The 19,559-nt window shown below is 37.5% G+C and carries 16 protein-coding genes; 5 read left to right on the top strand and 11 right to left on the bottom strand.

Features of this window, described 5'->3' with window-relative positions:
- Window positions 1-122: 122 nt before the first annotated feature.
- The gene (map, locus tag ACM03V_RS05345; RefSeq protein WP_414619721.1) at window positions 123-950 is read left to right on the top strand and encodes a type I methionyl aminopeptidase; all 828 of its coding nucleotides are present in this window, start codon (window positions 123-125) and stop codon (window positions 948-950) included.
- A gap of 152 nt (window positions 951-1,102) precedes the next feature.
- On the opposite strand, the gene ACM03V_RS05340 is transcribed toward map, so the two are convergent.
- Window positions 1,103-1,780, bottom strand: coding sequence for a uracil-DNA glycosylase (locus ACM03V_RS05340; protein ID WP_414619720.1), 678 nt, complete (start codon window positions 1,778-1,780; stop codon window positions 1,103-1,105).
- Between the two features lie 161 nt (window positions 1,781-1,941).
- Here ACM03V_RS05340 and ACM03V_RS05335 point away from each other — a divergent pair, with 161 nt between their 5' ends.
- Entirely contained in the window at window positions 1,942-2,625 is a 684-nt protein-coding gene (locus ACM03V_RS05335) for a phosphoribosyltransferase (protein ID WP_414619719.1), read from the top strand.
- Window positions 2,626-2,733: 108 nt separating this feature from the next.
- On the opposite strand, the gene ACM03V_RS05330 is transcribed toward ACM03V_RS05335, so the two are convergent.
- From ACM03V_RS05330 to dps, 8 genes are all read right to left on the bottom strand, one after another.
- A complete protein-coding gene (locus ACM03V_RS05330) occupies window positions 2,734-3,813 on the bottom strand; it encodes a tetratricopeptide repeat protein (RefSeq protein ID WP_414619718.1) in 1,080 nt (359 codons plus the stop codon).
- A gap of 524 nt (window positions 3,814-4,337) precedes the next feature.
- Entirely contained in the window at window positions 4,338-5,114 is a 777-nt protein-coding gene (locus ACM03V_RS05325) for a pentapeptide repeat-containing protein (protein WP_414619717.1), read from the bottom strand.
- 9 nt (window positions 5,115-5,123) lie between these two features.
- Window positions 5,124-5,765 carry a hypothetical protein gene (locus tag ACM03V_RS05320; RefSeq protein WP_414619716.1) on the bottom strand — a complete coding sequence of 214 codons (642 nt, stop codon included), beginning with the start codon at window positions 5,763-5,765 and terminating at the stop codon, window positions 5,124-5,126.
- A gap of 457 nt (window positions 5,766-6,222) precedes the next feature.
- Window positions 6,223-6,426, bottom strand: coding sequence for a hypothetical protein (locus ACM03V_RS05315; RefSeq protein WP_414619715.1), 204 nt, complete (start codon window positions 6,424-6,426; stop codon window positions 6,223-6,225).
- A 489-nt stretch (window positions 6,427-6,915) separates the two neighbouring features.
- Entirely contained in the window at window positions 6,916-10,092 is a 3,177-nt protein-coding gene (locus ACM03V_RS05310; RefSeq protein ID WP_414619714.1) for an efflux RND transporter permease subunit, read from the bottom strand.
- A gap of 277 nt (window positions 10,093-10,369) precedes the next feature.
- On the bottom strand, window positions 10,370-11,725 hold the full coding sequence (locus tag ACM03V_RS05305; protein WP_414619713.1) for an efflux RND transporter periplasmic adaptor subunit: 1,356 nt from the start codon (window positions 11,723-11,725) through the stop codon (window positions 10,370-10,372).
- Between the two features lie 597 nt (window positions 11,726-12,322).
- Window positions 12,323-13,039 carry a pirin family protein gene (locus ACM03V_RS05300; protein ID WP_414619712.1) on the bottom strand — a complete coding sequence of 239 codons (717 nt, stop codon included), beginning with the start codon at window positions 13,037-13,039 and terminating at the stop codon, window positions 12,323-12,325.
- An 885-nt stretch (window positions 13,040-13,924) separates the two neighbouring features.
- Window positions 13,925-14,482 (bottom strand): DNA starvation/stationary phase protection protein Dps, encoded by a 558-nt coding sequence (gene dps / locus ACM03V_RS05295; RefSeq protein WP_414619711.1) that lies wholly within the window; start codon window positions 14,480-14,482, stop codon window positions 13,925-13,927.
- A 299-nt stretch (window positions 14,483-14,781) separates the two neighbouring features.
- Between dps and ACM03V_RS05290 the strand changes: the two genes are divergently transcribed.
- Window positions 14,782-15,189 (top strand): thiol-disulfide oxidoreductase DCC family protein, encoded by a 408-nt coding sequence (locus ACM03V_RS05290; RefSeq protein WP_414619710.1) that lies wholly within the window; start codon window positions 14,782-14,784, stop codon window positions 15,187-15,189.
- Window positions 15,190-15,198: 9 nt separating this feature from the next.
- Here the strand turns inward: ACM03V_RS05290 and ACM03V_RS05285 are convergent, their stop codons facing one another.
- The gene (locus ACM03V_RS05285; protein ID WP_414619709.1) at window positions 15,199-15,639 is read right to left on the bottom strand and encodes a hypothetical protein; all 441 of its coding nucleotides are present in this window, start codon (window positions 15,637-15,639) and stop codon (window positions 15,199-15,201) included.
- 343 nt (window positions 15,640-15,982) lie between these two features.
- Between ACM03V_RS05285 and psbQ the strand changes: the two genes are divergently transcribed.
- A complete protein-coding gene (gene psbQ / locus ACM03V_RS05280) occupies window positions 15,983-16,480 on the top strand; it encodes a photosystem II protein PsbQ (protein ID WP_414619708.1) in 498 nt (165 codons plus the stop codon).
- 96 nt (window positions 16,481-16,576) lie between these two features.
- Window positions 16,577-17,824, top strand: coding sequence for an NAD(P)/FAD-dependent oxidoreductase (locus tag ACM03V_RS05275; RefSeq protein WP_414619707.1), 1,248 nt, complete (start codon window positions 16,577-16,579; stop codon window positions 17,822-17,824).
- A 15-nt stretch (window positions 17,825-17,839) separates the two neighbouring features.
- Here ACM03V_RS05275 and ACM03V_RS05270 read toward each other — a convergent pair whose 3' ends face one another.
- The gene (locus ACM03V_RS05270) at window positions 17,840-19,426 is read right to left on the bottom strand and encodes an SAM-dependent methyltransferase (protein WP_414619706.1); all 1,587 of its coding nucleotides are present in this window, start codon (window positions 19,424-19,426) and stop codon (window positions 17,840-17,842) included.
- Between the last annotated feature and the right edge of the window lie 133 nt (window positions 19,427-19,559).

Raw genomic sequence — 19,559 nt, 5'->3', positions numbered from 1 at the left:
TCCCCATCCCCTGACGGGGCAATTGGTACAAAATAAGTTAACTTTAAATATAGTATTGTTTCTCAATTAACCTCGCCAATCAATTTACATTTAAGCGGCAACACGCGAATAATTTTAATTTTATGAACATCTTAAGTAACCTGCTTTCTCAACCAGCCAAAGAAAGTCGCCCTAAAAGACAGCGTAGGGGAATTGAAATCAAATCAGCGCGTGAAATTGAAATTATGCGTGAATCGGCAAAAATTGTTGCCACTGTATTAAAAGAAATTTCTGAGTTGGTAAAGCCAGGAATGACTACAGCGGATTTGGATGCATATGCTGAGAAACGCATTCGTGAAATGGGTGCAACACCAAGCTTTAAGGGATATCACGGTTTCCCCGGTTCTATTTGTTCAAGCATCAACAATGAAGTGGTACATGGTATTCCCAGTGCGAAGAAAGTGATTCGTTCTGGAGATGTTTTAAAGGTTGATACTGGTGCTTTTTACCAGGGATTTCACGGTGATTCCTGTATCACAATTGCCGTTGAGCAGGTCAGTGATAAAGATGCTAAATTAATTCGTATCGCTGAAGAATCTCTTTACAAAGGTATTGAGCAAGTCAAAGCTGGCAACTATTTAATGGATATTGCTGGTGCGATTGAAGACCATGTAAAAGCTAATGGTTTTAGCGTAGTTGAAGATTTTACGGGACATGGTGTTGGCAGAAACTTGCATGAAGAACCTTCCGTTTTTAATTACCGCACCCGTGAAATGCCTAATGTCAAATTGCGTAAGGGAATGACATTAGCAATCGAACCAATTTTAAATGCTGGTTCTAAATTCTGTAAAACTTTATCCGATCGTTGGACTGCGGTAACTGTAGATAATTCTTATTCAGCACAGTTTGAGCATACTGTATTAGTTACAGAAACTGGATATGAGATTTTAACTGATAGAACAAAAATCTAACATTTTGGATTTTGCGGAAAGTTACGGTGCGGGGGTTCCCCCCGTTGAGCAAACTTTTCAAGACGGATTTTAGATTTTGGATTTTAGAAAAACAATCATGTAGAGACGTAGCACTGCTACGTCTCCGCTATTTCAGGAAACAATATACAAAATTAACTTTTCTGAATTTCGTCAAATTTTGCCTTAACAGCTTGAATATCTTGCCACATCAGCCATTTGGGACTACCGACTTCGCGAGAAGAATTACGCAGCAAATAGGAAGGATGAAAAATAGGCATACATAAACGGCCTTCCCAATCTATCCACTGTCCGCGAATTTTGGTAATTCCACGTTTTTCTGCGAGTAAACCTTTGAGGGCTGTCGCACCTGTCAAAAGGATGATTTTCGGGTCAACCAGCCTAATTTGTTCTAAAAGGTATGGTTTACAAGCCTTGATTTCTTCAACAGTTGGATTGCGATTGTCAGGAGGACGACATTTATTAATATTGGCTATATATATATCCTGTTCGCTATCAAGTTTTACCGAAGCCAAGATTTTCTCAAGAAGTTGTCCCGCTCTTCCTACAAAAGGTAGTCCGGTTTCATCCTCATTTTGACCGGGTGCTTCTCCAATAATCATGATGGGTGCTTGAAGATTTCCTCTTCCTACCACGGCGTTTTGACGAGTCTTTCCAAGTTCACAACGCTGACAATTATTGCAATGTTCTGCCAATTCCTTCATGGTTTGATAAGTACCTGGAGGAATAGGAACTTTAGCATCTTTTGGAATAGCATCTTTTTGATTAAGAGTTGAGTCCTCAAAAAGACTTAACTGATTTTCGCTGCTCATTTGAATTAAACTTGCTTTTGAGAAAATAATCTTTAAAAAGATCGGTTCGGGTACGCTTTTTTTGCGTAATACTTGTATCTATAACCCTTTATTATATCAGCTAATTCGAGTAGACGATAGCAAAATTCAAGCCAATGCCGTTGTAAAGTGTTTAGTAAATCATGTTATACAACCCACTTTTTCAAAATCGCGAAACTGCTGGTGAGGAGTTAGCGCAAGCAATTCGTTCTCAGTTAAACAAACAACAGGTTGAATCTGGATTAAAACCAATACCAATTGTTTATGCTTTACCTAGAGGGGGATTGCCAGTTGCTTTGCCAGTCGCGCGTTTGCTTGATTGTCCTTTAAAAATAGAAGTCGCGAAAAAAATTAGTCATCCGCAAAATGAGGAATTAGCCATCGGTGCAGTGACTGCTTCAGGAAGTGTAATTTGGGCGGATAATCGGATGTTTCGCTTCAAATTTTACTCGCGAGAAAAACGGCAGGCAAGTTTAAATGCAGCAATAGAATGTGCTAAATCGTTAGAGGCACAGTTAAATCCTGCTTGTTCTCAAGTAACGGTTGAGAAAGCAACTATTATCTTAGTCGATGATGGCATTGCTACGGGTATGACTATAGCAGCAGCAGCCACCGCTCTGAGAAAATTAAATCCCTCACAAATTTGGTTGTGTACTCCGGTTGCACCTCAAAGTTTAATTCCTTGGCTGCATAAATGGGGCGAGCAAGTTATTGCCTTAGCAGCACCAGAATCCTTTTTAAGCGTAAGTAATTTCTATGTAGAATTTCCTCAAATCGAAACCCAAGAAGCTTTGGAATATCTTCAGCAGCAATCGGTTAAGAAGTAAGAGGGAACGGGGAATAGGGCATTGGGTATTGGGCATTGGGAATTGAAAATTAGGGATTAGGAGAATCAATTAATCAAAACTCCTAACTCCTAACTCCTAACTACTCTTTTAATCGTATTTCATTGCTCTAGCGTAGTCGCCAATAGCATAACAAGCAGTTTTCAGACTAGCGCGAGCTTGATCTTGGCTGCGGCGATCTTTGATTTCTTTCGCTATTCGCAAAAGTTCTTCATAATAAGACATCGCCCCTTGGTAATCTCCTAAAGCTTCACAAGCAACTCCCAAGCTACCTAAAGATTGTTCTTGGGCACGTGTATCTTGAGTTTCTTTTGCTAATTGAAAGCGTTCTTGATGGTAAATAATTGTTTTTTTATACTCACCCAAAGCATAACAAGCATTACCAATATTTTTTAATACTTGAATGCTAGTGCGATTGTTTTTTAGTAAGCGAGATACAACTATACAATCTTCGTAGTAATTAATTGCTTTAGAGTAATTCATCAAAGCGTACCAAGCATTACCTAAATTTTTTAATATTTGCTCTTCTCCCCAATTATCCTGAAGTTCTCGCACTAATTCTAAACTTTTTTCTTGATATTCTATTGCCTGAGAAAGATTATTTAAAGCTTTATAAACTAATCCTAAATTATTCAGTGCTGCTATTTCAGAGCGACTATCTTGTATTTCTTGAGCTTTTTCCAAACATTCTTGTAAAAATTCAATAGCTTCAGAGTGTTGTTTTAAATGACGATAAGCGTTGCCTAAATGTGAAAGCGCTTGTATCTGCAACTGTTCCTGTTGAGTCTCTTTAGCCAGAGACAAGCATTGTTGAGCGTAAGATATAACGCTTTTATAATCGCCAGAGCAATAAGCTACTAGCGCTAAATAAAAAAGTGCTTGAGCCTGTGACGCAAAATTTCCATAGGCTTGAAATAATGCACTAGAGTGCTGTAAAGCTTTGATTGCAGCATTGAAGTCTCCAGCTTGTTGCTGTTCAATTCCCTGCTTTAACAAATCGGATGCTTCAAATGACTCTTCTTCATCCTTAAACGGAACTTCTGCCTGTAGAGCTTCATCAACTTCTGGCATAGCGCGATCGCACTCTTCTCGATCTATTTTGATAAATTCAGTGGGTATATGTAAAGGAAGTGTATTTTTTAAACTTGGATTCAATTTATTTTTTTGCATCGACCGCTTGCTCCCTGTAAATAATCTTGGTAAATTTAGTATTCCCGATTTTTTTGCTTAAATTTCATTTTTAAAAGAAAATTTCAATAAATAGAGATTTTATAACATTAATAGTTTAATTTTCAGCCAATTTAGTATTTAGTCAAAATTTAGTCAAAATTTAGTCAAATTAAATTATTTCTATGGTTATTAATAATTTCCAGTTGAACAGAAAATGGTAAATAGTTAGTAAATATTCTATAAAAAATATAAAAAGTAATAGCTAATATTTATCTTGATTCTATTAGGATTTATGCAAAGGTAACGTAAATGCGTCATTATTCGCTGCGCGAAGTAATCTTCCCATGTGCTGGGATTGCTTCCCTACACCGCGTTCCGGTCGCAATGACGATTTATGATTGTGTAAGTCCTATCTATGTAACATTTACTGATAGTGTTAATACGGATTTTATTAAAACAGCATTATATTCCGCAGCAAAAGCAGTCAGCTTTTGATCGAGCTTTTGCTATTTTTGCTATTGTTGCTAATTATCAACTATTGCTCGATCAAAATTAGCACCGAGCAAATTAGCACCTTGAAGTTTTGCATTCCTAAGATTTGCACCTGTAAAGTTAGCGCCTTTAAGGTTTGCCCACCTTAAATCGGCACCTCTCAAATCTGCTTCGCTCAAATCAGCTTGCAATAAATATGCACCACCGAGGTGAGCTTTGGTTAAATTTGCTTTGCTTAAATTAGCTTGATAGAAATAAGCGCCCGTTGCTTCCACCTCGTACAAATTGGCGTTTCTCAGTTCAGCACCAATCAGGTTAGCATCATGTAAAGCTGCTCTCCAAAGATTAGCGCGGTTTAGCTTTGCTCCCCCTAAATCTACACCTTTGAGATTAGCGCCTGTTAAATTAGTGCCAATCAAGTTAGCTTCACTCATAAAAGCATCTTGCAGATTCGCCGAAGTTAAATCAACCCCAATCAAATTAGCAAGACTTAAATTAGCTTTTGTAAGATTTGCATTATTTAGTTTGGCTAAACTAAAATTAGCTTTGATTAAATTAGCTTCTTGAAAATTTGTATTGCTAAGATTAGCGCTATTAAAGTTAGCTTCAATTAAACTTGCTCGTATTAACCAAGCATTTTCCAAATTTACATGGCTTAAATTCACACCTTGGAGATTTGCACCTGCAAGGTTGTATCCATATAAATTTGCCGAACTTAAATCTAATTCAACTTGGGGATTTTTCTTTCTCCATTCATCCCCTTTAAAAGTACCAGTTCTAAGTAAAGTTAGATGCTCTAAATTTGCCATAATTAATCTTTACTGCTGACGCTTACTGTGGGAATTTACCCTACCAGCTACGTTTTCAATTGCTGCTAACGCTCCATCTGCACCTGCAAGTATATCCTGTTCTTGTCCCCCTAAATAAAGTCTGCCAAAACTACCCACAGCGTTAACAGCCAGGATATTTATTGCAGCAGCCTTCTCGGCTTCATTTGCAGCCAATGCAGCAAAAGCAGCAGGTTCAACTTCTAATACATACAAAGTTTGTCCCGCTAATAACATCTGTCCCCGTCGAGTTCGATTGATCAGTTGTGTTTGATAAGCGTCAACATTGCGAATAATTTGACTTGAAACCACCCTGGGTTTAAGCCCTTCGTCTCTTTTAACTCCCAAAGCCGCTAAAATAGCTTGTCCCGCAGTGCGAGTTTCTCCTTGAGAGCTAGAATGTACTTCCAGCAGACCATACAGCCTTTCTACCATCTGTACCCCCGGACGAACCGAAGCAGATTTTAGCGCTACATCGGTAATTCGATTGATTTCGATCCCAGGAGAAATTTCAATCCATAAAGAAGTGTCTCCTGGCAGTGGTAAAAAACCTTGGGCTACCGTTCCCATATACGCTGCGTGTTGAGGTTGCAAATTATCGAGATATACATAACTGCGTAGTTCTACACCCAAGATTTCACTCCAGCCATAAGGATAAGAATTATTTATTGTTTAAATTTAAACTACCATAATGCGGTTAACAGTGAACAGTAATCAGTGAGCAGTTATCAGTAATCAGTTAATTTCTCCTTGTCACCTTGTCCCCCATCTCCTAAATCACTCGGTGATTAAATAAAAATTGCTGAAATTTTCTGATAAAAAATAGTTTTTTTTCTGATATTTATCTGTGACTTCCGAACAATTGATAGGTTCATAAATAATATCGGTTTGGTAAATAGGTTCAAGTTTTTAGTCAAAAACCTTATTAAGCAAACCGATAGTAGTATTTTTAACTTTTATGATTGCTAGTTAAGAACGGTGTTTTCTTCAGAAAATAATCAATTAATCAACTAAATTAATGCTTTTGCGAGAAACACAATATAAATTTCTTGAAATCGGGAATTAACAAGTATCCCTCTTTGCAGGGTTATTAGTTACGCATCAACGCTCCTGCTTCGGTTTGACTATTATCGTCAGTAGTATCTGTAAAAATTGCTTTTGTACCTTCGCTGGGATTTACAATTTCCACATTTGACGAACCCTTAAGATTCTCCGCTACAGCACTTGATATAGCGAAAAATATATCGAAAGTGAAGAAAATAGCTAGTACAACAATAAAAAATGTTCTTTTCATGAATTAAACCTCAAGAAAACAGCAGATGCAGTTAGTAAAATACCAATTGCTATAATTAAAAATTGCGGTAATCGCTCCGGAAGTTATTTTTTGCAGTCTCTTAACTGAAGTAAAACTTTGGAGCCATCGATAAATAGACGTAAATTGCTAAAACTCCCAAACTAAAAATATATGCTTGGTGCAAAGCGATAGCACTAAGGCGTAAAATTAGCGCTGATGGACATGGTGCAATCCATTTAGCAATACCAATCGCCCGCGAGAACTGCATTAATTAACTTCCATGTCAGGTTGGGAGCTTTTATGGGGTTTTACATATCCACAAAACCATTATTGTCATTAAAGCCCAAAGCGGTAAACACTTGTTTGTAGAACTTACACACTCGTAACAAAATTTGACATAAATTGCAGGTTGACATTTAAGAGAAAATAGGAAATCGGGAGTAGGAAACAGGGCTGTTTAAGTTAACTCCTAACTGCGGACTCCCAATTCTATTCCCGAATTGCCGGGACTTTACCATTTGTTTCCACAGATTCCACTGTTTCATCTTCTTTTTTAGAAGGCAATAATTGCTCTCGTAAAGACACAATTACAATATACAAAACTGGAACTACAAACAAACTTAAAAACGTGGCAACAAACATTCCTCCGAAGACAGCAGTACCCAAAGATTGACGGCTACCAGCACCAGCACCTTTCGCTATTAATAAAGGAAAAATTCCTAATAAAGTTGATAAAGCTGTCATCAAAATAGGTCGTAATCTTTCTTCTGCTGCACGTACTGCTGCTTTACTAATCGCAAGTCCTTCTTCTCTTAATTGATTGGCAAATTCTACAATTAAAATGGCGTTTTTAGAAGCCAAACCAATCAACATTACTAAACCAACTTGGCAAAAAACATCATTTTCTAAACCCCTTAAATACTGTGCCGACAGCGCCCCCAAAATAGCTAAAGGAACTGAAAGCATGATAATTAAAGGATCGATATAGTTTTCGTATTGCGCTGCTAATACTAAGAATACAAAAACAAGTCCCAAACCAAAAATTAACGGTGCTTGTCCCCCCGATTCCTTCTCTTCTGCTGAAATTCCGGCCCATTCGTAACCAAAAGTTCTCGGTAAGGTTTGGTTTGCAACTTCTTCCATTGCGTCTAAAGCTTGTCCAGAACTATAACCTGGTGCTGTTTGTCCGTTAATTTCAATCGAACGATATAGGTTGTAATGATTGATAGTTTGCGCTCCAGTGGTTGAAGTAACTGTTACTAAGTTATTCATAGGAATCATTTGATTATTTTGGGAGCGAACGTATAATTTACCGATATCTTCTGGATTGGAACGATATTGAGCATCTGCTTGCACGTAAACTCGATAAGTCCGCTGTTCTAAATTGAAATCGTTGACGTATCTCGAACCTATATAAGTCTGCAAAGTACTAAAAATATCGTCAATATCTACCTGCAATGCTTTGGCTCGATTGCGATCGACTTCAATTAATAATTGCGGCATATTCGCCGAAAAAGTACTGAAAGCAGCTGCTATTTCTTCTCTTTGACTGGCTGCTCCTATTAATTCTCCCATTTCTTGCAGCATTACATTCAAGCTGCTGTTTCCTCTTCTATCTTGCAATTGAAATTGAAAGCCGCTAAAACTACCCAAACCTTGAATCGATGGGGGATTAACTGCTAAAACTCTTGCATCGGTAATGCCACCAAACTTTTGCATTAATCTACCAATAATTTCTAAAGAAGATTGCCCTTTTCCAGTTCTTTCTCCCCAAGGTTTTAAAGTGGTAAAAATTACGCCGTTGTTAGCAGTACTGCCGCTAAAACCAAAACCACCGATCGCAAAAGTACCCACTACTTCCGGTAATTCCAGGATTTGCTGTTCTACCTGTTGCATTACTTTACTCGTATAATTAAGCGAAACCCCTTCCGGTCCTTGAATAATCGTAATAAAATAACCTTGGTCTTCTTCCGGTAAAAATGCTTGAGGAACTATGGTGTAAAGCCAACCAGTAGTTACTAATAGTGCAGCAAATACCACTAATACTAAAAATTTAAGATGCGTCAAACGTTGCAAAATCCATTCGTATCCATCTCGCAACGAATCCAAAAACCAGTTAACAGCATCGAAAATTTTATTTAAAAAACCGCTACTTCTAGTTTTTCTTCTAAATAATAATCCCGATAAAGCAGGAGTCAAAGTTAATGCTAAAAATGTGGAAATCGCGACAGCAAAGGCAATTGTTAAGGCAAATTGACGATAAATCTTACCTGTAGAACCTGGGAAAAATGCTACCGGAATAAATACTGCCATCAATACTAAAGAAGTTGCAATTACCGCTCCAGTTAATTCACGCATTGCTGCTGAAGCAGCTTGTTTTGGTGACATTTCCTTTTGATTAATCAAGCGAGAAATATCTTCAACCACTACAATTGCATCATCAACAACCATCCCCGTTGCTAAAGTTAAACCAAATAAAGTTAAGGTATTAATTGAAAATCCAAAAATTTTCACAAAACCAAAAGTACCAATTAACGTCAAAGGTATTGTGATAACTGGTACTACTGTTGTTCGCCAATCTTGTAAGAAAATAAAGATTACTAAAACAACTAAACCAATAGATAACAACAGCGTTTTGATAACTTCTGAAAGCGATTCTTCCACAAAAGCAGTCGTGTCAAACGCCACCTGATACTGCATTCCCGGCGGAAAATCTTTAGCTAAATTAGCCATTTCCGCTTTAACAGCAGCAGCAACTTCCAAAGCATTACTTCCAGGAGTAGGGAATATTCCCACACCTACCCCTTCATTACCCTTAAATCTTAAAAACGAGTTGTAATTTTCCGCTCCTAACTCCGCCCTTCCTACATCTTTCAACTTGATTAAAACGCCATTTTCCCCACTTCTGATAATAATATCTTCAAACTCCGAGACATTTTGCAGTCTACTAACAGCGCGTAAATCAATTTGATACATCTGGTTTGGCGGTGACGGCTGCTGTCCGAGTTGTCCCGCACCCACCTGTACGTTTTGCTCGTTGAGGGCATTAATTACATCTTGAGCCGTTAAATTGCGACTAGCAAGACGATTGGGATCGAGCCACAAACGCATAGCATAACGACGTTCCCCAAAGATTTGCGCTCGACTCACACCATCGATTTTCTGTAGATTATCTCTGATATAAAGGTCAGCATAATTACTTAAAAATACATTCTCAAACTCTTGGTTTTCGCTATAAAGCCCCATCGCCAAGAGAATGTTACTTGATTCCTTACTAACAATAACTCCCGTTCGCTGTACGGCTTCCGGCAACTGCGGTTCTGCCAAAGAAACTCGATTTTGCACGTCAACTGCGGCAATATCTTTATTACGCGACGAATCAAAAGTCACAGTGATTTGACTGGTGCCGCTGTTACTACTGCTCGAAGACATATACTTCAGCCCTTCCACACCATTTAGCTGCTGTTCCAAAACAGTTGTTACCGTCTTTTCAACAACTTCAGCATTCGCACCAACATAGTTAGCAGTAACATTGATTTGAATCGGACTAATCTCTGGATATCTTGCTGTAGGTAACGTTGGAATGCTAATAGCTCCTACCAACAGAACAATAATCGCGCAGACGCTAGTAAAAACAGGTCGCTTAATAAAAAAGTCGGCAAACATAATAATGAGTTAGGAGTTAGGAGTTAGGAATGGGTAATTGGGCATTGGGCATTGGGAGTTGGGAATTGGGAGTTGGGATTTAAAAGTTATGAGTTAGCAATATAGTTATTTTTAATAAAAAACAGTTAGTAGTGGGAGCATCTTGCTCCCTCGACGCAATGTCCGCAAGATGCCCCCACTACGTAAATCAATTGGAAACAACTATTAATTTATAACTATTAACTCTTCACTCCTAACTACTCACTATGCCCTATCCCCCATGCCCAATTCCCCATATTCATTTAGACTCAGGCATTATCGGCGCTCCATCTCTTAAATTAAGAATGCCGGAAACTATAATTCTTTCCCCTTGTCTCAATCCTTCTAAAACTTGATAGTTATTACCGCGAATATTGCCTAATTTTACGCGCTTTTGTTTAGCTATAAATTCTGGGTTTGCTTGTGAATCATCTGGCTTTTTGGCAACATATACAAAAGTTTCTCCAGCTAAACGTACTACTGATGTTGCTGGAATTAAGACACCAGGACGACGCTGCCAAATTACTCTGGCGCGAACGTATTCGTCTGCTCTTAATTGATTATTAGAGTTTTGAAAAAGTGCTTTAATAAGTATTGACTGAGTATTTTGATTGACGTTAGGAGATATAAAAAATACCTGACTCCTACCCAAAATTTTACCTTGATTGTCAACTAATTCTACAGGCATTCCTTTACGTAATTCTGCTGCACGCTCTTGAGGTATTGAAATCTCAACTTGTAAAGGATTATTTTGGGTAATACTAGTTAGCTGCGAAGAAGTATTAACAACATCGCCCTGCTTAACTAGCAAATCACCAACTTGACCTGGAATCGGAGCAGAAACAGTATAGTACTGAAGCTGGACTTGTTGTTGTTTGGTATTTGCTTGAGCCTGTTGTAATGCTTTTTCGGCTTGATTAATTGAAGCTTGCTGAGCTTGTATTTGAGCATCAATTGCATTCAACCTAGCCTTTGCTGTCGCAAGTCTATTCACATATTGCTGACTGGTTTGTTGCGATACCGCTCCTTGGGCTGCCAAACTTGTATATCTTTCGTATTCCTGCTGATTCAAATTAACATCGGCAACATTAGATAATCTCTCAGCTTGCAAAGACTTTAGGGTGGCGATCGCATTTTGTAATTGAGATCGAGCAGCTTGTGCGGCGGCATCAACACTGTTAACTGCTGCTTGTTGTTCCCTCGAATCAATCTGCATAATTGGATTACCAGTTTGCACGTCATCTCCTGAATTGACGAAAATCTTCGTAATTCTTCCCTGTATTTGAGGTTGAAGAGTTACCGATTGCCGCGATTCTAATCTAGCAATGTATTCATCTCTATCTTCAATTACCCCAGAGTTTACTGTAGCTAATTTTACTGGTACCTTTTGATTTTGAGGATTTTGTCCGGCAGGTTTTTGCTCTCCTCCAGACATCATCCGCCAAGCGAAAAAGCCGCCACCACCTAACAGCAGTGCGGCAAGTAACAACCAAAACCACCACCGCTTTTTACGAGGTGGTTCGGGAGTTTCTTTTGGTTTGTTATCGTCATCTACAATTAGATTTTTTGGCGGTAGAGATTCTGGCGGTAGAGATTCTGGTGGTAGAGATGTCATGATTAACTACGGAATTACACAAAGATAAACAATCCTTAAATAAAGCTTTAATCGTATTCTTATAGTTCAATTTTTTACCTGATTTTTTAAACTAAAAGGATATTTACTACTTCACAGATTCTCTTACGTTTCCCTTCGGAATCAACTTACTTCAGATCGAAAATAAATTAATTTGATTTGTAACTTAACCTATGCAAATACTATAAATCACCTATATTACAATTAGGTTCAGCATTTATCCGTATGTTTATACATTTTAACTAATATACACCCTTATTTTAAATGCTTACTCTACCTAAAGGATAATAGTAGTAACAGTTTACAATACTGTTTTATTAATGTATTTTCAATTTTAAATTGTTGCAGAAAATTTTCTTGTTTTGATTAAATTGAAAGATATTGGTGTGGAAAATGATTATCTATTCTTCAATCTGAAGACAGTTGTAATTATAGCCAATGTATGGTATATGAATTATGTATAATCAAAAAATCTGCATGGTGCCTCAGTAATGTTGACGCATCATGCAGATTTATTCGATTGAGATGTTGCTAATAAAACCTGTTTTTGACAAAGCTTTAAAAAGTTAAAGATTGAGATTAACCCAAATCAAAAAGTAAGATTTCTCCACCTACATTGGTAGTCATTTCCAATTGTGTTTCGCCACTAATTTCAACTCCATCACCCGCTCTTAATTCTTCACCGTTTAGATTTACAATACCTTTAGCTACGTGCAGCCAAGTGTAACGATGGGGTTGAGCGTGATAATTAATCTTGTCTCCAGGTTGCAAAATTGAAGTATATAAATCCACATCTTGATATACTTTTACAGCACCATCTCTGGCATCATGTGCGGCAATTAAACGTAATTGTCCGGTTCTTTCTTCACTAGAAAAAGCTTTCTGTTCGTATCTAGGTTTTAAATTTTTCTTATCTGGAAGAATCCAAATTTGTAGAAGATGAACGGGTTCCGATTGGGAATAATTGAATTCGCTATGCATAATCCCAGTACCAGCACTCATAATTTGTGCTTCACCGGGACGAATTACCGAACCAGTTCCCAAACTATCTTTATGTTCCAACGCTCCTTCTAAAACGTAGGTGAGGATTTCCATATCTCGATGTCCGTGGGTAGGAAAACCAGCCCCAGGTGCAACTCTATCATCGTTTATTACTCGTAAAGAGCGAAATCCTAAACGATTTGGATCGTAAAAACCACCAAAAGAAAAGCTGTGAGAACTATCGAGCCAACCTATTTGAGTTCTACCGCGAGCGTTTCTGTCATGAATAAGATGAGTTTTAGTAGCTTGAGTCATAGATTTACCTCACTTTAATTTTGGATTTTGGATTTTAACAACGGATGCGTTTCTTTTAGATTTTGGATTATAAGTAGATGAGTACAAATAAATGTAATATGCTGTGTCATTGCGAGGAACGAAGCATTCGTGCTGCGCTGCGGCTCATCGCAGTAGTTGTTTAACTGATATCTTGTACCAGTTTCAATTAGCCTTCATAACCGCCTCGGAATCAATTCCGAGTCTAATAGCGAAAGTCTACTTAAGTAGACTGAAACACTTACCCAGTCCTATTTATAGGACTTTTGCTATTAGTTGGGGGTTTGCAACCCCCGGTGGTGTTGACAATGGTGCAAGATGTGAATTAAGGTTGCTTCGTTGCTCGCAATGACCTTTTAGATTTAATTACGCCTACCTACTTATAAAAATTTGCTGTTTTAGTTAACCATTATTTTTTGTCCGTCAAAATAATATTTAAACCACCAAAAATAGCTTTTCTAACTTGCTACTACTTAATAGTAAAGTATGCATCCATAAAATGAAAAGTACGCACTTAAAAGTAGGATACTTACCAAAAAGTTCCTATAAAAATCCTAAATTATTTTGGTTCTTCAGCACTTGGTATGCTAACTAAATAATCGTAAAAAGGCAGAAGGCAGCTTTGCTGTAGGCAGAAGGGAAAAAAAACGATTTTAGGAAGAAATCAAGTAAATAATAGTCAAAGTCTTTGCATAGTAAGTTTTGCAGCGATTTCTTGCTCATAATTTAGCATACTATGTAATGAAGAGCCATTATTTTTAAGATTAAAATATTAATAAACCCGGTTTTTCAAAAAAACCGGGTTTATTATTGATAAAAAATTATTTCAGAACGTTATAACAAACAAAATTCAACAATTAACTAAATTTAGTTAACGCTAGCTTTCTGTTTAATTCCACCATCTGCTTTAACTTCAGAAACCTGGATATGAGCTTCTAAAAACCAAAGTCGCTTGTCAATGGTACGAGAAATTTCAACGTAAAGATCGTTGGTGTCTTGATCGTTGAGTTCGTCAGTTTTGTCAATAGCTTCTCTCAAATGCTTGCCATATGCTGCAAAGCGCTCAACTAAAGCAGTTACGTGTTCCATTCCACTCAAAATATCGGTAGGATATTCTGGCAATATGGAATCAGCAGCAGCCATACGAACTGTACCGCAAGCATATCCAGCCAAAGCGGTAACGCGCTCGGCTACCATATCAACGTATTCTTCTATCTCGGCTGCAATTTCGTCAAACATCTCATGAAGCTGATAGAAGTCAGTTCCCTTCACATTCCAGTGTGCTTGTTTAACTTGACTTTTCAAATCTGCTGTTGCAGCCAAGCTTTGGTTGAGGAGTGTAACAACCTGGCTCCGCACATTCGCAGGAATATCAATATGAGACGGATAAAGACGTGAAGCGAGTTTTCCGTTTGTGTCGCCCATGATAATGCATCTCTCTTTAAGTTCGGTATATTTCTAGTTTAGGGTTATGCATTTAGTTTTAAAACTTTCTATCGACTGAATTATTTAAAAGGTAATACTTTCTATTGATAGAGGGAACAAGAATTTTAAAAGTTATGTGCAAAAGATATAGTGGTTAGTCTTTTTTGATATGTTCTAGTTAATCCAGATCGAGAAATGCGATCCCCCTTAAGCAATTTCTAGTTATATTAGATCGGAAGGTGGTATTGTTTAAAACACTTAAACTAGAAACCTATTAATTTATCTATTTCTATTTAGTTATGACCTACCAAGTTATTTACGACGGCAACTGCAATCTTTGCGTGACATTAGTACAAATTTTAGAGAATTTAGACAAGGGACAATTATTTAATTACATTCCCATGCAGGATGAACAAGCACTGCAAAAGTGGAATATTACATCAACCGATTGCGAATTAGGAATGATTTTGATTGATGCAGATAATCCCCAAAGACGCTGGCAAGGTAGTGCAGCAGCAGAAGAAATTGGACGGTTATTACCAGCAGGTAGTGTATTTGTTGATGCCTATCGCGCTTTACCGGGATTAAAATGGGCTGGAGATAGATTCTACGAACAAATCCGCGACAACCGCTATACAATTTTCGGCAAGCGCGATAGTACATATCAATCTTCTTACTGTAATGATGGAAATTGCAAAACTATTTAGCAGCACCAACTAATTATTTTCTGCTTCCGAATCACTATTAAACACTTCTAGAATTTGACGACAAAAATCTTTTAATTTGTCTCTCTTTTCTTCAGAAGGTTTAAGCTTGCCGACAAAATTCCAATTTTCCACCGTAGAAACCTTCCACTGTTCCCCCCGGTGATCGAATCCAGCGACTTCCACACCAATTGCACGACGCAACCCATTAACAGGATCTTGATAAAAACGAATTTGAGTCAATATACTGCGACTTTGCCAAGATTTACTGACACCGGGAAAATGGAATCCGATATCTATAGAGTCTGGATCTACTAATTCCATTGTTTGTTCGTCACTTCTCCAAGGCTTTAAGTCTGACTTTGCGTCAGGAAATTCAAACTTAAATAAATTAACTACCGCAGCAATTTTACTTGCATATTCCAAATTTGTTGCCATTTCAGATGCGTTCACGAAAATACTCCCCTTTGCAATAAAGCAGCGATATTGTTAAGAAGATTACGATTATTTTGAAAGCCAAAAGGCTGACTTATTAATGGTTCAGCTTATCAAGCCTTTTTCGATCAAAGCAACAATAGATGCAACTTTTTATTTTAAAGTTAGGGGTTAGGAGTGAGGAGTTAAAAAATGATGATGGGGCAATTGTACCTAGAAAACCTCAAAAATAAAATCTTTGTTCTTTTCAAAAAATAGATTACAGTACAAAAATTTATCAAAATCTATCGGTAATCGGTAATGATAAATTACCTTAGCAAGCTAAAATTACTGTGTTAATTGCCAGATAAATAAGTTCGATATGTCGCGTCTACGCCCCGTTTTTTCGTTAATACTAGTATCTTTAGCAACATTACTTATCAGTTGCGGCGGTCCTAATGTCGCTGTAGCACCTCCAACCTATACTCCATCGCAAATAGAGAAAATTCAGGAATACGTTCCCGATATCGTAGCCGTACAAGAACGTGGTTCTGAATTGCAAAAACTTATTCAAAACAATGATTGGGGGGATGTTGATACTTTTATACATGGCCCGATGGCAGAGGCAAGGTTGAATATGAACTTTATTGTTTCTAACCTTTTGCCAGAGCAACAAAAACAAGCACGCAAAATTGTCCGAGATATGTTTAATAATCTCGTGAAAATTGACCAAGCTGCGAAGGAAGCTAATTCCGGAAAAGCTTTAACTGCTTATGATGCGGCTTTCGCTGATATTAACCAATTTTTGGATTTAATCCCAGCAAAGACTGTATCTGATGGGATTAGCGCTTTTCCAGTCATCGGTAAACAATTTAGTTGAGATTTAGCGGTTAAAATCTGATGTTGTACGTTTGAATTGTTGATGTTTGGAGACGTTGCAATGCAACGTCTCTACATTATATGTTTCCACCAATCTATGAATCATATAGTTATTATCGGTTGTGGTATTATTGGAGCAACCTTAGCTTACGAACTGAGTTTAATTGAAGGATTAAAAATTACGGTTGTTGACAAGCAAACCCCAGCACAAGCCGCTACAGGTGCTGCTTTAGGCGTTTTAATGGGGATTATCAGCCACAAGGTAAAGGGTAAAGCTTGGCGGATGCGCCAAACCAGCATCCAACGTTATGAAACTTTAATTCCAGAATTAGAAGCGATAACAAATCGACGCATCCCTTTCAACCGCCAAGGAATTTTAATGTTGTTACCATCACCTCAAGTAACAACTGACGATTTAGTTTTCTGGGAAAAACTTCGAGAAACTCGTCAAAATCAAGGTTGGCAATTAGAGATTTTAGATAAGGCTCAACTGGAGAAAATATGTCCCCAGGTAGATGTTAAATCGCAAGAATATATCGGAGCAATTCATTCTCCCCAAGATAGGCAAATCGATCCAACAGCGTTTACATTAGCTTTAGTAGAAGCAGCAAAACACAACGGTGTCGATTTTAAATTTGGTGTAAGTGCTTTGGGGATGAAGTCGAAAAACCTAACCCCCCAGCCCCCTTCCCTATCAGGGAATGGGGAGAATTTAGAAAACCTAACCCCCCAGCCCCCTTCCCTATCAGGGAATGGGGAGAATTTTAAGCCTCTCTCCTTGCAGGAGAGAGGTTTGGAGAGAGGTTTTTCAGCTTATGAATTAGAAACAACAGATGGTGTAATTTCAGCAGACAAGTTTATTATCTCAGCCGGACTTGGTTCATCTCTTCTTACAGAAAAATTAAATCAAAAAGTTGATATTCGTCCGGTATTAGGGCAAGCAATTCATTTTCGTTTGGGGCATCCTTTAGGAAAATCAGAATTTCAACCAGCAATAACCAGTAACGATACCTATATAGTTCCTTGTGGTGCGGGGGTGTATCCAGCTACGGATTATTGGGTAGGTGCGACGGTGGAATTTTCCCAAGATGGTGGTGAAATATTTGCCGACAAAGAACTTTTAGACGCTACTTTGAAGAGCGCGATCGCAACTTGTCCGGAGTTAGCGAAAGCTGAAATAATCCGCACCTGGTCGGGTTTGCGTCCTCGTCCGGAAAATCGTCCGGCACCAGTTATCGAGCAACTTCCAGGATATGACAACGTTATATTAGCTAGCGCTCATTATCGCAATGGGGTTTTGTTGGCTCCTGCAACTGCCCAGATGGTTAAGGAAATGATTTTGTGAATCAGTTATCAATTATCAATTAACAATTATCAGTTGTCTATTGTGGCTTTGAACTGACGCGCTTACTGTAGAAATATTTTTGGATAGCAATTCTAAAGTTGATAACCATTCTATTTTTCTATCTGAATATGCTTTAAAGCGTTGATATTCCGAAATTGCTTGCTCTATTAACTGTTCTTGCGGAATATTATTTAGTAATGCATCCAAATCTATAGATTGGAGTAATTTCTTTGTAATAGGTCTTTTTGCGTCTAAAAAAGTTATTGCTTTAATAAAGTCTAAACATAAATCGCTGTTAAATAAGCAAGCTAAAAGTACTGCTTCTTCCATAGAATTACACGGAATAAAATAACAAGTATCATCCAGCATTACCGGACGATTATTGATTGGATGAACAACTCTAAATCTAGGTTGCTTGTGTAAACCAGAAATAGCCACTTTGTAAAGAGAAAAAGAATAATCACCAATTCCAAATATCGAAAATGGGGGTTTATTTTTGTAAATAGACGATTTTCTTTTATCGAATTGCTTTGAATGACTTTCAAGATATTGCCAAAGTCGCGGCGCTGATTGCTGCAAAATATTTGTATCTTCACCGATTCTTTTCTGAGTTACTATCACACCTCGCTTTGATTCTATTTTTCCATGAAATAAATCGGTAGATTTTAGTAAAGGGTAAATATAACCTGATTCAACATCAACTATTTGCTTAAATTTATTTTGAAAAACACCTTCCGCAATATAAGTAAGTTCGATTACTGATGCTGCATCATGTTTTAATCCTTGTCGCCAGGTTAAAGAACTACTTCCATTCAGAAAAGCTGATTTTTGATAAGCTTTAATATCTGCAACCAATTTGTTATCAATAATTCCAATCGTTGATTCTGGTTGATTTGCAGACAAATTAGAATAAACATCGGCTTGATAACTTGGTTTATCCACACCAATATCTAAACAAAACAAACAAGCACTTACAGAAGCTTTAAACCATTTTTTTGCATCAATTAACCTAATTGATGCATTACTAATTTTAAGTTGAGCGTCGAAAGCGAATTGCAGCACGTTACGCGCTACAGCAGTTTTACAAAGTAATGCAATAGTTGGTTTCTCATAAACAAGTTCTTGAATCAGCTTTATCCAAATATATTCTGTAATATCAAAGTTGGAACTTCCAGTTAAAGCTTCAAGTCCTTTTAAACCTTTAAAATTCGTTTTAATTGGCAGATTATTGCTTCCCAAGCTTCCAAGTTGAGAATTTGTTACCCAAGGAGGATTACCTATAACTAATAAGTTTCCTTTTGCACTCCATTTCAAACTTTGACCTAAATCTAAATCAAATATTTTCGCTTGTTGAATAACAACATGAGTTGAATCAGTCTTTTTATAAATGCTTTTTGCAGCTTGAAAATATTCTGTATCAAATTCAATTGCTTGAATCTCTTTTGGAGGTTGATCGAGTGCTAATAAACCAGAAATAAAATTCCCTCTTCCACAAGTGGGTTCAAATACTCTTTCCCAATATTTGTTATTTTTACTTAAACATTTTAATATTTCAGCTATTAATGCAGGAGGGGTTTGAAAATCACCAAGTTCAGCTTTCAAGTAGGTTTTCTACTCCTATATCTGTTTTTAAATTTGCTATATCAATGATTCGACGATATTGAAGCCGCCATTGCAATGCATTTGATATTGTCAGATATCCAAGTTGGAGATGAAGCTACGCAGGGTTACTGTT

The organism is Calothrix sp. CCY 0018, assembly GCF_963920925.1.
In the GTDB taxonomy this organism is placed as follows: domain Bacteria; phylum Cyanobacteriota; class Cyanobacteriia; order Cyanobacteriales; family Nostocaceae; genus Rivularia.
Note: the sequence above shows the minus strand (reverse complement) of the source record. Positions and strands in the feature narration are given on the sequence as shown.